This window comes from Streptomyces sp. NPDC056527, from assembly GCF_042794475.1.
Taxonomy (GTDB): Bacteria; Actinomycetota; Actinomycetes; order Streptomycetales; family Streptomycetaceae; genus Streptomyces.
The window spans coordinates 82,519-96,077 of sequence record NZ_JBHTTQ010000008.1; the positions used below are offsets into that span (position 1 = coordinate 82,519).

General features: G+C 72.0%; 13 protein-coding genes. 10 read left to right on the plus strand and 3 right to left on the minus strand.

All coding sequences use genetic code 11. The features are described from left to right. Position 1 precedes the first annotated feature (1 nt). Together ACFQ7Q_RS06975 and ACFQ7Q_RS06980 are read right to left on the minus strand one after the other, a co-directional pair. On the minus strand, positions 2-1,132 hold the full coding sequence (locus tag ACFQ7Q_RS06975; RefSeq protein WP_383550763.1) for a spermidine/putrescine ABC transporter substrate-binding protein: 1,131 nt from the start codon (positions 1,130-1,132) through the stop codon (positions 2-4). A gap of 279 nt (positions 1,133-1,411) precedes the next feature. Further along, positions 1,412-2,752 carry an SRPBCC family protein gene (locus ACFQ7Q_RS06980; RefSeq protein WP_383550765.1) on the minus strand — a complete coding sequence of 447 codons (1,341 nt, stop codon included), beginning with the start codon at positions 2,750-2,752 and terminating at the stop codon, positions 1,412-1,414. Positions 2,753-3,192: 440 nt separating this feature from the next. Between ACFQ7Q_RS06980 and ACFQ7Q_RS06985 the strand changes: the two genes are divergently transcribed. The 10 genes from ACFQ7Q_RS06985 to ACFQ7Q_RS07030 all read left to right on the plus strand — a co-directional run bounded on the left by ACFQ7Q_RS06985 (position 3,193) and on the right by ACFQ7Q_RS07030 (position 12,551). Then, complete coding sequence (locus tag ACFQ7Q_RS06985) at positions 3,193-3,630, plus strand: hypothetical protein (protein WP_383550767.1); 438 nt, start codon at positions 3,193-3,195, stop codon at positions 3,628-3,630. After that, positions 3,627-4,955 carry an NADH-ubiquinone oxidoreductase-F iron-sulfur binding region domain-containing protein gene (locus ACFQ7Q_RS06990; RefSeq protein ID WP_383550769.1) on the plus strand — a complete coding sequence of 443 codons (1,329 nt, stop codon included), beginning with the start codon at positions 3,627-3,629 and terminating at the stop codon, positions 4,953-4,955. The genes ACFQ7Q_RS06985 and ACFQ7Q_RS06990 overlap by 4 nt, the downstream gene beginning before the upstream one ends. Then, positions 4,952-5,143, plus strand: coding sequence for a ferredoxin (locus tag ACFQ7Q_RS06995; protein ID WP_383550771.1), 192 nt, complete (start codon positions 4,952-4,954; stop codon positions 5,141-5,143). The genes ACFQ7Q_RS06990 and ACFQ7Q_RS06995 overlap by 4 nt, the downstream gene beginning before the upstream one ends. A gap of 1 nt (position 5,144) precedes the next feature. After that, complete coding sequence (locus tag ACFQ7Q_RS07000) at positions 5,145-7,361, plus strand: acetate--CoA ligase family protein (RefSeq protein WP_383550773.1); 2,217 nt, start codon at positions 5,145-5,147, stop codon at positions 7,359-7,361. A 169-nt stretch (positions 7,362-7,530) separates the two neighbouring features. Then, the gene (locus tag ACFQ7Q_RS07005; protein WP_383550775.1) at positions 7,531-8,703 is read left to right on the plus strand and encodes an acyl-CoA dehydrogenase family protein; all 1,173 of its coding nucleotides are present in this window, start codon (positions 7,531-7,533) and stop codon (positions 8,701-8,703) included. Between the two features lie 55 nt (positions 8,704-8,758). Next, positions 8,759-9,946, plus strand: coding sequence for an acyl-CoA dehydrogenase family protein (locus ACFQ7Q_RS07010; protein ID WP_383550777.1), 1,188 nt, complete (start codon positions 8,759-8,761; stop codon positions 9,944-9,946). Then, positions 9,943-10,827, plus strand: a complete 885-nt coding sequence (locus ACFQ7Q_RS07015) for a 3-hydroxybutyryl-CoA dehydrogenase (protein WP_383550779.1) — start codon at positions 9,943-9,945, stop codon at positions 10,825-10,827. The genes ACFQ7Q_RS07010 and ACFQ7Q_RS07015 overlap by 4 nt, the downstream gene beginning before the upstream one ends. 70 nt (positions 10,828-10,897) lie before the next feature. Beyond that, positions 10,898-11,509 carry a TetR/AcrR family transcriptional regulator gene (locus tag ACFQ7Q_RS07020; protein ID WP_383550781.1) on the plus strand — a complete coding sequence of 204 codons (612 nt, stop codon included), beginning with the start codon at positions 10,898-10,900 and terminating at the stop codon, positions 11,507-11,509. Positions 11,510-11,579: 70 nt separating this feature from the next. Next, complete coding sequence (locus ACFQ7Q_RS07025) at positions 11,580-11,771, plus strand: hypothetical protein (protein WP_383550783.1); 192 nt, start codon at positions 11,580-11,582, stop codon at positions 11,769-11,771. A gap of 123 nt (positions 11,772-11,894) precedes the next feature. Next, positions 11,895-12,551: a hypothetical protein gene (locus ACFQ7Q_RS07030; protein ID WP_383550785.1), complete on the plus strand. Its 657-nt coding sequence runs from the start codon at positions 11,895-11,897 to the stop codon at positions 12,549-12,551. Between the two features lie 12 nt (positions 12,552-12,563). Here the strand turns inward: ACFQ7Q_RS07030 and ACFQ7Q_RS07035 are convergent, their stop codons facing one another. After that, positions 12,564-13,463, minus strand: a complete 900-nt coding sequence (locus ACFQ7Q_RS07035; RefSeq protein WP_383550787.1) for an aminoglycoside phosphotransferase family protein — start codon at positions 13,461-13,463, stop codon at positions 12,564-12,566. Positions 13,464-13,559: the final 96 nt, after the last annotated feature.

Consider the following 13,559-nt stretch of genomic DNA (forward strand, 5'->3'; position numbering starts at 1 on the left):
GTCAGCCGGCCTTCACATCGGTCCAGGCGGCGTCGCGGGCCTTCTCGCCCTGCGCGGTGCCGTTGCGGTAGAAGAGGTCGTCCTTGAGGTCGGACGTGGTCACCTGACACTCGGGGAAGGGCTCCACGAGCGCGGCGTACGTGTCCTCGCTGCCGCGGACCGGCATCGGGTAGCCGATGTACTCGATGTTCTTCTTCACGTTCTCCGGGCGGAGCATGTAGTCGATGAAGAGCATCGCCGTGCCGGGGTGTGGCGCGTCGGCGGGGATGGCGTAGCAGTCGGAGTTGACGGGAGCGCCCTCCCGGGCGGTCTGGAAGCCGAAGATGGAGGGGTCCTTGGCCTGGGCGAGCATGGCGGCCATGTCCCCGCTCCACGCCTGGGTCATGTCGGCGTTGCCGTTGAGGAGGTTGTTGTAGCTGTCGCTGGAGAAGCCGCGCAGCCGGGGGCGGAGCGAGCGGAGGGTGTCGGTGACGAGTTCGAGGTCGTCGGGGCGATCCGTGGTGAGACGGAGGTTGTGCTTGAGCGCGCCGATGCCTAGCACCTCGTCGCGGTCGTCGAGGACGAAGACCTTGCCCTTGGCCTTGTCGTTCCACAGGTCGTCCCAGGAGCCGGTCAGATCGCCGAGCCGGTCCCTGCGCCAGCCGATGCCGGTCTTGTACATGGTGAAGGGGACCGTGTGCTGGGACAGCGGGTCGTACCAGGGGTTGGCGAAGTAGTCGTAGGTGCCGAACACCGCCTCGGCGTTCTTCAGCCGGGTGTGGTCGATCCGGCGGAGTCTGCCTCCCTGGGTGAGGCGCTCGGCCCACTTCGCGGTGGGGAAGACGATGTCGTAGCGGTTGCCGGCGTTGAGCTTGGCGACCATGCCTTCCATGGAGTCGAAGTTCGACTGGACGACCTTGACGCCGTACTCCTTCTCGAAGCCCGCGAAGACGGCGGGGTCGACGAAGTCGGCCCAGTTGAAATAGACCAGGTCGCCGTCGACCTTGACGTCGATCGGCTTGTCCTCGGCCGCCTTTCGGGCCGGGTCGCCGCCGGATGCGAATCCGCAGCCGGCCGCGGTCAGGCCGAGGGCGGCGGCGCTGCCGGCGCGGAGCAGTGAACGTCGGGACAGGGAACGTGCCTCGGGGGACATCTGGGTCCTCTCCGTAGGGCCGCAGGGGGACGGCGGAGGAACGAACGGGGCGTCGGGGGCGCGGTGCGCGAGGACGCGGTGCGTGCGGCGGCGCTGTGGGGCGGGTGGGTGGAACGGCGTGCGGCGCTGACGCGGGTGACGTGCGTGCGGTGTGGCGGTGGGTGCCGCTGGAGGCGGCTGGGGCGATGTGGTCGCGCGGTGTGTGCGGGGTACGGATCGGGGCCGTACGGCACGGGTCGCGGACGGTGGCCGGGAGCGTGGCCACTCAGCCGCGGCGGCTCACCCGTCCGCCGTGTCGAGATCCGCTCGGATCCGCTCGGCGAACCAACCCACCGCCGACTCGCGGCGCGACAGGGGACCGGGCTCGAACCCGGGGGTCGAGAGCCCCCGTTGGACGCGGGCGACCAGCTCGGCGTCCTCGTCGTTGGTGATCCAGCCGATGTGGATGTTGAGGCGCCGGGCGAGCCGGGTGCGCAGGCTCGTCCCGCGGCGGGTGTAGAACCCACCGGGTACGGCCACGCGCTCCGTCGCCGTCGGGATCGCGGTCCACGCCAGGACGTGGTCGGGGTAGAAGTCGATGAGGGTGTTGGGGTAGATCACCGCGTACCGCCAGACCCGCCGGTCGGCCTCGGCCAGGCCGGGCATGGGTGCGGCGATGCGCTGGTAGAGGCGTTCGGCCCAGTTCGAGGACGGCTTGTCCCTCAAGGGCGAGGTGAAGAGTACGTAGGACTCCTCGATCTCGCAGGTGTAGCCCTGGTAGTCGAGCAGCCGCATCAGACCCGGATGGGCCACCGGGACGTGGTAGCCCTCCAGATAGTTGTCGACCGCCACCTTCCAGTTGGCTTCCTGCACCTCGGCGCCGGCCAGGTCGTGGATCCGGTCGTTGCCGACGGGCACCAGATCGGCCCCTGCGTAGTGGCCGACCGCCTCGGCGAGTCCCGCGCACTGCTCGGCCAGCGGCACGGCGTCGAGATCGAGATTGACGAAGACGAAGCCGAGGAACGACTCGACGCGGGCCGGGAACAGACCGAGACGGGGCTTGTCCAGGCAGGGGATCTGCCGCGCCTCCGGGGCTCCGACGAGGCTTCCGTCGAGTCGGTACGTCCAGCCGTGGTACGGGCAGCGGATCGCCTTGCCGGCCGGTTCGGGGTCGGTGACCAGGCGCGTTCCCCGGTGGCGGCACACGTTGAGGTGGGCGGCCAGGCCGCTGTCCTCGGTGCGCACGACCAGGACCTCCCGGTCCGCGACCTTGGCGGCGAGCCGGGCTCCGGGGTTCGGCAGGTCGGATTCGTGGCACACGACCTGCCAGGACTTGGCGAAGACATGCCGCATCTCCGCGGCGCCGGTGTCGGGGTCGGTGTAGTACCGGGCCGAGAGTGCGGGAGCGGGGACGTCCTGGTCGGACGGGTTGCGGTCACGAGTGCCCTGGCTCGGAGCGCTCCGGCTCGGAGCGCTCCGGGCGGGGGAGGCCAGGGTGGGGGCTTCCTCGGCGGGGCCCACCAGGGGCGTGGAGCTCTCGGCGGGAGCTTCCTGTACGGGGGTTTCCCGGGCCTGAGCGTCCTGGCCGGACGGCTTCCGGCCGGGCGGGCTGAGCGGTGTTTCGGGGGCTCTGGAATGCATCGTGTGACTCCTCCGTGCCGGCCGTGCGGCGATCGGTGTCGGGCATCGATGTCGAGACGACCCAGCTGAGGGCAGGTGGTCGGGGCGGGCGCCGGGACCAGACTGACCGATTGGACAGCCACTGTGCTGGCTGAATTCCGTCGGGTCAAGACTTGTACGCTGACCGATCGGTCAGCTAGCGTTGTTCTTGGCTGACCGACCGGTCAGTGAATGCGTTCTATGTCGCTGCTCCGGCGTCTGTACGCCTCTGACCTGCGCATACGCTCGTCGGACCGGAAGCAGCCCGGCGCGCCCCGGCATCCGCCAGGGCTCACGCACCTCTTCCTCCCTCTTCCGCCGTACGCCCCACGGCACCCCCGTGGCGAGCTCCGGGCTCCGTACCCCGCCCTCGGCCCGCCGGTCCCGTCGGTCACGGCACCCCACCTCTCGCGGAGGCACCCATGAGCGCTCGTCGGCGTCTGGACTGGCTCGGGCTCACCCCCGAACCGGAGCGGGAACTGCCCGCGGCGGTCGCCGCGCTGCGCGCCGCCTCGCAGGCAGCGTCGGGCGCCGCGTACAACCCGCCCGCCGTCCGGGCGGAACTCGCGGCCGCCGAGCGGCGCCGCGTGGAACGCCTGGTCCTGCGGGGCAGCCGGCACAGCTGGCTGCGCTACCTCGCCGAGGTCACCGCCCTGGTCACAACCGTCGCGGCTCGGACGTCGCGGGCCGACGACCGCGCGGCCGCCCTGCTCGCCGGCGAGGTGGTCCTCGACCACCACCGCATGCTCATCGGCCTCCCGGGCACGGGATACGGCCGCACCTCCGGCGACCGCGCCGTGCTCGAACGGGCGGTACGGACCCTGCGCACCCAGCACCCCAGCACTGGAGAGAGCCGATGACCACGATCCGCCACCCGACGGCACAGTCCCCGGGATCCGTACTCGGAGCGGCCCCGGACGTCACCGAGAGCGCCGCGGCCTACCGAGCGACCGGCGGGTATGCCGACGCCACCGGCCCGGACGAACTGCTGCGCCACCTGGAAGCGTCCGGACTCCGGGGCCGTGGCGGGGCCGGTTTCCCGGCCGCCGTCAAGCTGCGCGCCGTACGTGAGCGCGGCGGCGCCCCGGTCGTCGTGGCCAATGGGGAGGAGGGTGAACCCGGTTCGGTCAAGGACCGCTGGCTGCTGCGGGCCCGTCCCCACCTCGTCCTCGACGGCCTCGCCCACGCGGCCGCGATGACCGGCGCCGTACGCGGCTACGTCTACCTCTCGGACCCTGAGGCGGGCGCCCGCGTCCGCCGGGCCCTCGCCGAACATCCTGCCCGTCTGCCCGTCGAGGTCGTGGAGACCGCCCACGCCTATGTCGCGGGCGAGGAGTCCGCGGTCGTACGCAGGATCGACGGCGGCCCGGCCCTGCCCACCGCGAAACCACCCCGCCCCTTCGAGAAGGGCGTAGGGGGAGCGCCGACCCTGGTCGCGAACGTCGAGACGCTCGCCCGCATCGCCCTGACGGCAGCGCGACCCGGTCTGCGCGAGCGGATCGCCGACACCACCTTGATCACCATGTCCGGCGGGACGGCGACCGGAATGCTCACCGAAGTCCCGTACGGCGTCCCGCTGCGCACCCTCGCGGCGCTCCAGGGCACGCCGGACGCGACCGGCGCGCTCATGGGCGGACTGTTCGGCGGACTCGTCGATGCCCGCGCCCTGGACCTCCCCCTCGAACCCGACGCCCTCGCCGCCGCGGGCACCGCCCTCGGCTGCGGCGCGATGCGCTTCCTCGCCGCCGACACCTGCCCCGTGTCCGCCGCCGCCGACGCGGTCGGCCACCTCGCGGCCGAGAGCGCACGGCAGTGCGGAGTCTGCGTGTCCGGTACGGGGGCGATCCGCGACGCACTGGACGCCCTCGCCGCGGGTTCGGCCGGCCCCGACACCGCCGCCCGGCTGCACCGCTGGGCGCAGGGCCTGCCGGGGCGCGGCGCGTGCGGCCTGCTCGACGCCGCCGCGGGCACCGCGGGCAGCCTCCTGCGGGCCTTCCCCGACCTCGTCCCGTACCACCTCGACCTGCCGTGCGCCGCCTGCGCCGCACGGCCCCGGGCGGGCACTCCCGGGCGACTGACCGTGGCCGTACCCGAGGTCATGGACGCCACCGCCTCGGCCAGGGCGACAGCCACCGCCACGCCGACCACCCGCCATCCGCTGCCCGCGCTGAAAGGAACGCCGTGAAACTCCTGTTGGACTCCACCCTCTGCCAGGGCTACGGACTGTGCCAGGAACACGCACCCGAGCTCGTCGAACTCGACGAGTGGGGGTACGCCAACGTCATCACCGTCTCCGTCCCGCCGGCCGCCGAGGACGAGGCGCGCGCCTGCGCCGCCAGCTGCCCCAACTCCGCCCTGCGACTGGAGCGTTGACATGGGACGTGACCTGACCTCGCTCTTCGACCCCGGCTCCGTCGCCGTCGTCGGCGCCAGCGACGACCCGGCCAAGTACGGCCACGCCGTGGCCTCCCAGGCGCTGCGTGCCCCTGACCGGCGCCCCGTGCACCTCGTCAACCGGCGCGGCGGCACCGTCCTCGGCCGGACGGCGGCCACCTCCCTCGCCGAGATCGGAGAACCCGTCGAGCTTGTGGTGATCTCCGTCCCCGGCGCCGGTTTCGAGGCCGCCGTCGACGACGCACTGGCCTGCGGGGCGAAGGCGATCGTCGGCATCACGGCCGGATTCGCGGAGGCAGGCCCCGCCGGACTGGCCCGGCAGCGGGCGGTCGCCGCACGCGTCCGGGAGGCCGGCGCCGTCCTCGTCGGCCCCAACTGTCTCGGCATCGCCGACAACACCACCGAGCTGTACCTCGCCTCGGACCGGTTCGCGCCGGGCGGCGTCGCCCTGCTGAGCCAGAGCGGCAACCTCGCGCTCGAACTCCAGCTCCGCGGCGCGCCGCACGGCCTCGGCTTCTCCCGCTTCGTCTCCCTCGGCAACCAGGCCGACGTCACCCTCGTCGACCTCGTCGAGGACTGCGCCCGCCACGAGGCCACGTCGGTGATCGCCGTGTACGCGGAGGACTTCGGCGACGGCAGGGCCTTCGCACGTGCCGCGGCCGATGCGGGCAAGCCGGTGGTCCTGCTGACCGCCGGCCGTGGCACCGCCTCGGCCCGCAGTGCCCAGTCGCACACCGGCGCGCTCACCACCTCGGCCGACGTGGTCGCCGCCGCCTGCCGCGACGCGGGTGTCGAACTCGTCCGTACACCACGGGAGATGACCATCGTGCTGGCCGCACTCAGCGGCGGGGTGCATACGAACGGACGGCGGACCGCGGTCTTCACCGACGGCGGCGGCCACGGAGCCATCGCGGCCGACGCCGCCGAGGACGCCGGCCTCGACGTGCCGGAGCTGGGCGCGTCGACGCAGGACCGGCTGCGGACGGTGCTGTGGGAGCAGTCGGCGGTCGGCAACCCGGTCGACCTGGCGGGGATGGGGGAGCAGCGCCCCCTCTCGTACGCCGACACCGTCGCGGAACTGCTCGCTGCGGAGGAAGTCGACGCCGTCCTGATGACGGGGTACTTCGGTGGCTACGCCGCCTCCGACGGCGGCCTGGGCGGCGGCCCGGCCGGTGGCTCCGTCCTGGCGGAGGGCGAGACGCGCGCGGCGAAGGAGATCGTGGCGCACCTCGCCCTCCTGTCGAAGCCGCTGGTCGTGCAGTCGATGTATCCGCAGTCGCCGAGCTGCAGGGTGCTGGTCGAGGGTGGTGTGCCGGTGTTCTCCGCCACGGAGGACGCGGCCCGTGCCTTGGCGGCGATGACGGGCCGGCCGACGGCCGGTTCGTCGCCCGGGGCGCCTTCCAAGCCCTCGGCCGGGCCGCCCGCCGGGCCGTCGGGACAGCTGTCGTCGGGATCGGCGTCCGGGGTGCTCTCCGGGTCGTCCGCCGAGTCCTCTGCACAGCCGTCGTCCGGATCCTCCTTGGCCGCGTCGCCCAGGATCGCCCCGCTGCCCGCCGCTCAGCCGCCGCTGCGGGACCCCGGCTACCACGGGATCCGGGCCCTGCTCGAAGAAGCCGGAGTGCCGTTCCCGCCTGCCCGGGAGATCACCGACGAGGCCGGACTGCTGGCCGCGGCAGGGGAGTTCGAGGGCCCGTACGTCCTGAAGGCCCTCCACGTCCTGCACAAGTCCGACGCGGGCGGCGTGGCGCTGCGCCTCGCCGACCGCGGTGCCCTCCTCGCCGCGTACCGGGACATGCATGCCCGACTCGGTGCCCCCTCGTACTCCGTCGAGGCGATGGCCGACCTCTCGGACGGCGTCGAGCTGATCGTGGGAGTGAACCGCGACCCGCGGTTCGGGCCGGTGGCCATGGTCGGGCTCGGCGGAGTCCTCACGGAGACCCTGCGTGACGTCGCCTTCTCACTCGCGCCCGTCCCGGCCGCACGCGCCGAGGAGCTGCTCCGCAGCTTGCGGACCGCCGCGCTCCTTGCGGGAGTACGGGGCCGTCCGGCCGTCGACGTGGCCGCCGCGGCCGCCGTGATCGAGCGCATCACCGCCGTCGCCGCCGCCCACCCGGAGATGGCCGAGCTGGAGGTCAATCCCCTCCTCGTACGCCCGGAAGGCGCCTTGGCCCTGGACGCCCGGGCCGTCCTGGGCTGACAGCCCGCTGGAGCCGCCGCCATCCCGTCAGCCGCACCCCTATCCCCATCCCTGGCCCGACCAAAGGCGTGCCGGGTTTCCCGACCCCGCCCCCCGGGACACGCAGGCCGTCCCAGGCCGCCCGTACCGCCCCACCCTCATCCCCACCACCTCTGCCCTGGAGGACACGATGGACTTCCGCTACACACCCGAGCAGGCCGACCTCAAGGCCCGGGCCGCCGCCTACACCCGGCTGCTGATGGCGTACGAGGACCAGTCCGAGGAGGCCGGCGGCCCGCTGCCCGCCGACACCGTCCGCGAACTGACGCGCGCCGCCATCGACGCGGGCGTCTACGCCATCAACATGCCCGCCGAATGGGGCGGGGCCGGCCTCTCCCTCCTCGACCAGGTGATCGTCGAGGAGGAGTTCGGCAAGGTCACCAACTGTCTCTGGGACATCCCCTGGCGGCCCGCGAACGTCCTCGCGTACGGCACCGAGGCGCAGCGCGAGAAGTACCTGCTGCCCGTGATACGCGGCGAGCGCTTCGACGCCTTCGCGGTGACCGAGCCCGGAGCGGGCTCCGACCCCGGCTCGGGCACCAGCACCGCGACCCGTACCGACGGCGGCTGGCTGCTGAACGGCGAGAAGTGGTTCGTGACCTGCGGGGACATCGCCGACTTCCTGCTCGTGCAGGCCGATGCCGGTCCGGAGCGGGCCGCGACGCTGTTCTTCGTCGACAAGGAGGCGCCCGGGGTGGAGATGACCCGGGTCCCGCGCTTCATGCACTCCGCGGTCAACGGGCATCCCGAATTCACCTTCACCGACGTGTTCGTCCCCGACGAGGACGTGCTCGGCGGGGTCGGCAACGGCTACGAGCTGACGAAGGAGTGGTTCACCGACGAGCGGCTGATGATCGCCGCCCGGACCGTGGGGGCGGCCGAGCGGGCCCTGGAACTGGCCCGCGACTGGGCGGTGGAACGCCGCCAGTTCGGTTCCCCCATCGCCGAGTTCCAGCTGATCCAGGGGATGCTGGCCGACTGCGCCGTCGACATCGCCGTCAACCGCGCCTACACCCACCAGGTCGCCTGGGAGGCCGATCAGCCGCACACCGACCGCAAGACCCTGCATGCCAAGGCCTCGACCGCGAAGCTCGCGGCGAGCGAGGCCGCCGGGCGGGTCGTCGACCGCTGCGTGCAGATCTTCGGTGGCCGCGGTTACGACCGCTCGTACCCGGTCGAGCGGATGTACCGCGAACTGCGCGTCGACCGCATCTGGGAGGGCACCTCCGAGATCCAGCGCCTGATCATCGCCAACGAGCTGATCAAGCGCGGCACTCGGGCACTCGCCCTGCCCGGCTCCTGACGACCGCCGTCCCTTGAAGACCCACCTTCACCCCGACCCAGAGGACAGACAGCACATGGACTTCCGTCTCACCGCCCGCCAGGAAGAGCTCAAGGCCTCGGCGCGTGCCCTGACCGACTTCATCACGAAGTACGAGCTCGACTGTGAGGAGAACAACGGTCTGCCCCCGCGGGCCCACACCGAGATCCGCGACGCCGTCCTCGAGAGCGGTCTGCAGGCGGTGAACATGCCGGCGGAGTGGGGCGGCGCGGGCCTCACCATCCTGGAGCAGGTCACGGTGCAGGAGGAGCTGGGCCGGCTCACCGGCGCCCTGTGGGACATGGTGTGGCGCCCGGCCAACGCCCTTTCCTTCTGCACGCCCGAGCAGCGCGAGCGCTACCTCGTGCCCGTGATCCGGGGGCAGCGCCGCGACTGCTACGCCGTGAGCGAGCGAGAGGCCGGCTCCGACCCGCAGAGCCTTCGGACCACGGCGACGCGGACCACCGGCGGCTGGGTGCTCAACGGCGAGAAGTGGTTCGTCACCGTCGGCGACCATGCCGACTTCATGATCGTGCTCGCCGTGGCGGGGGAGGAGCGGGCCCCGACGCTCTTCCTCGTCGACAAGGACACACCTGGTGTCGAGATGACCCGTGTGCCCCGCTGGATGCACACATTCGTCTACGAGCACCCCGAGTTCACCTTCACCGATGTGCACGTCCCCGACGACGCCGTGCTCGGGGAGGTGGGCAACGGTTACGACATCACCCGCTCCTGGTTCTCCGAGGAACGGCTGATGATCGCCGCCCGGACGATCGGGGCGGCCGAGCGGGCGTTGGAGCTGGCTCGCGACTGGGCGATCGAGCGCCGTCAGTTCGGCTCCCGTATCGCCGACTTCCAGCTGATCCAGGGGATGCTGGCCGACTGTGCCGTCGACATCGCCGTCAATCGCGCCTACACCCACCAGGTGGCCTGGGAGGTCGACGAGGGCCGGATCGACCGCAAGACGCTCCACGCCAAGGCGGCCATCGCCAAGCTGTCGGCGAGCGAGGCGTCAGGGCGGGTCATCGACCGCTGCCTCCAGATCTTCGGAGGCCGCGGTTACGACCGCTCGTACCCCGTCGAGCGCCTCTACCGCGAACTGCGCGTCGACCGTATCTGGGAAGGCACCTCCGAGATCCAGCGTCTGATCGTCGCGGGTGAACTGGTCAAGCGGGGCACAGGAGTTCTGCAGATGCCGGCCGCGCGGGAGACGGGAAACCGATGACCGACGTCGAACGGGTCGGGATCGTGGGATGCGGCCTGATGGGCTCCGGCATCGCCGAGGTCTGCGCCCGCGCCGGCCGGGACGTCGTGGTGGTGGAGTCGGACGGGCCGGCCGCGGAGGCCGGCCTGCGCCGAGTCACCCGTTCCCTGGCGCGGGCCGAGGCCGCCGGAAAGCTGACGGCGGCCGAACGGGACGCCGCGACAGGCCGGATCACGCTGACCACGGAGTGGGACCGGATGGCGGACCGGGACCTCGTCGTCGAGGCGGTGGCCGAGGACGAGCGGGCGAAGCTGGAGGTCTTCGCCCGGCTCGACGCGACGGTGGAACGCAGGGACGCCGTGCTGGCGACCAACACCTCCTCCATCCCGGTCATCCGGCTCGCCGCATCCACCTCGCGGCCGGCTCAGGTCGTCGGACTGCACTTCTTCAACCCCGTACCGGTGCTTCCCCTGGTCGAACTCGTACCGTCCCTGCTCACCGGGGAGGAGACCGTACGGCGCGCAGGGGCCTTCGCCTCCGAGGTCCTGGGCAAACGGGTCATCCGCGCGCAGGACCGGTCGGGGTTCGTCGTGAACGCGCTCCTCGTGCCGTACCTGCTGGCCGCGGTGCGGATGGCGGAGTCCGGTACGGCGTCCGCGGAGGACATCGACCAGGGGATGACCCTGGGCTGCGCCCACCCGTTGGGTCCGCTCGCGCTGGTCGATCTGATCGGTCTGGACACCGTCCAGGCGATCGCTCGGTCGATGTACGCGGAGTACCGGGAGCCGCTGTACGCGCCACCCCCGCTGCTGGCCCGGATGGTGGACGCGGGCATGCTCGGCCGCAAGACGGGTCGGGGCTTCCACACCTACCCGGCCCGAACGGGCGACCAGCAGGGATGATGGTCCGGCGGGCCCGGCCGCCCGGGCCCGCCCACCCGCTCCACAAGCATCCACACGGGGAGTAGCCAACGTGACCAAGGCCGAGCGCGCACTCGAGACGCGTGAGCGAATCCTCACGGCCGCGTGCGAGGTGATCGCCGACATCGGCTTCGAGAACATCAGCATGCGCAAGGTCGCCGAGCACGCCGGAGTGTCGAAGGCCCTGCTGCACTACCACTTCGACACCCGCGAGAAGCTCTTCGCCGAGGCGATGACGCACTCCTTCGCCCAGACCGGGACGGACCTCGACGCCGATGCCGACGAGGTCCCGGCGGCCGTGGTCCTGGCCCGCATCGTGAGCACCATGCTCCCGACGGACGCCGTACTCCGCCAGGACTGGAAGCTCTGGCAGGAGCTCTGGGTGCGTGCGGGCCGCGACACGACGGCCCGTCACCTCGCCGTCGACCTCTACGACCAACTCCACACCTGGGTCGGCGGAGCGGTCGAACGAGGAATCGCCTCGGGCGAGTTCACCGACTGCGACGTCGCCTCGGTCAGCACCCTGACCCTGGCGCTCTGCGACGGTCTGGGCATCCGCGTGATGCTCGACGACCCCCGGGTCGATCTCGCCACGGCCAGATCGACGATCTGGCGAACGATCGCCCCCACCCTCGGAATCGCACCGGACTTCCCGGAGATCTGATGCCGTCCCGGACCGTCGTGCTCGTCGCCGGGCTGTGGCACGGTGGGTGCGGGCTCGCGGGAGGAGCAGGATGACACGCAGGCAGGTATGGGGCATGGCCGCGGCGGCGTTCGTGGCGGGTGGCGCGCTGGGGTTCGCGGTGGCGGCCGTGCAGGAGGACAAGTCGCCTCCGGTGACGGTCGGACTGCCGCAGCCGCCCGAGTCCGTCGTCCCGAAGACCCGGGCGGGACTGGTCGACACGTGGACGGCCGAGTCGAGGTGACCGGAAAGGGCGCCCCACCTCGTGGGCGTCCGAGGTGGCCTGAGATGTCGGGGTGGCCCGACGAGACCGTCGGCCCAGGGAATTCGTGTGCGACACCGGGTGTTCGTGCCGCATCATCCCTGGATGATCGTCATGCGGCCCGTTCTCGAGATGTGCGTCCCCGAGGGGTTCGATCTGTGGCCGGTCGCCGCGGTGGAGCCGTACGGCTTCCTTCCCCTCGGCGGACAACTCGGCCCCGCCGAGGTCGGCGCCGCGGTGATGGCCCTCGCTGCCGGCAACAACGTCGACCCCGATGACGACCACCACCCGCCGCGCCCGGCCGACCCGCTGGGCGGCTTCCTGCACGGCCTGCTCACCATGGACCCGCTCTTCGCGTCGGGCGGACTCCAGGTCACGGACACGGCCACCGGCACAACCCTGTCGCCGGGATGCTGCAACGGACTGGACGAGCGCCAGGACTGGTTCGAGGTCATCGACGGCGGCTGGGCCGGATTCGGGCACGACCCCTCACCGATCGCCGAACGGCTGGGCGACACCATCCGTCTGACCGTCGACGCCGATGCGGACGACAGTCCGCGGATCGAGCTCCCGGTCGCCGAGCTGCGCCCGCTGCTCGCAGGGGCCGAACGCGATCTGACCGAGTTCCTGAACCTCGCTGGGGCCTGGACCGCCAGTCACCTGCCCGCCCACGCCGACCGTGTCACCGACGCCCTCGCCCGAGCCCTGATCCTGCCTGCGGGGGCCGTGCCGACGGGGACGTGGGCGCCGGGGCCGGCATGAGGTGAGGGATGGTCAGGCATAGGCGTGCACCATGCGCGTGAGGATCATCCGGCCGCGAAAGATGAGTTTCGGCTCCTGCTGCGTGACCCCCGCATCGACGTAGGAAGCGCCGAGGCGCGCGGTGAAAAGGGGCAGGGCCCGCTGTTCGGCGTCGGACAACCCGCGGCCGTAGCCGTCGAGGAAAGTGGGCTTGAGATCCGCATTCGTGGGCCAGGCCCCGCAGCACAGCCATACGAAGTCCTCGACGGCGATCCCGTGGTCGGACTTCTCGAAGTCGATCAGACTGTGGGTGCCACGCTTCTGATCCCAGAGCCAGTTGCGCGTCGAGTAGTCGCCGTGCCGGAAGACCAGCGGGAGATCCGCGGCCAGCCGAGGCAGCTCTCGGCCCACTTGCCCGACCAGGTCACGCTGGGCGTCGGTGAGGTACCCGGAGGTGCGCGCCAGACAGGCTGTCGCCTCATCCGCCTTCTGGGCGACCGACGTCATGATGGCATCGCGTACGCCGGGGGCGGCCGGGACGGGGTGGTCGTGCCATCGTCTGAGCAGCCGGCCGGCGAGCTCGTGTACGCGGGATTCGGTATCGGCCGTGAGGGGGAACCCACGGACCACGTGGCCCGGCAGCGGCGAGGTCATGACGGCCCGCAGAGCGAGATCCGAGGCCAGGAGACGAGGGGCCTCACCGGGGGCGAGGCAGTGGGCCGCATGTCGGTAGCCACGCACCTCGCGCGCGAAGTCCTCCGGGGTCGGGCTCAACTTCACGTAGGCCGTTTCCGAGCCGGACGCCACGCGCCAGACCCTGGAGTCGCCGCGCGGCCAGGAGACGTCGAGAACGTCCATGGCATGCGCAGGGCCGGGCAGACGACGGGTGACCCATTGCTGCAGGTCGGCGGGCATGGGGTCGTCGAGCGTCACGGACGGCCCTTCTCCGGATCGCACGAGCGCGGCGGCACCGGCCTGTCGTGCGCCGCTCGCCCCGGCGATCGATCCCGCTGCCGGTCGCACAGGTGC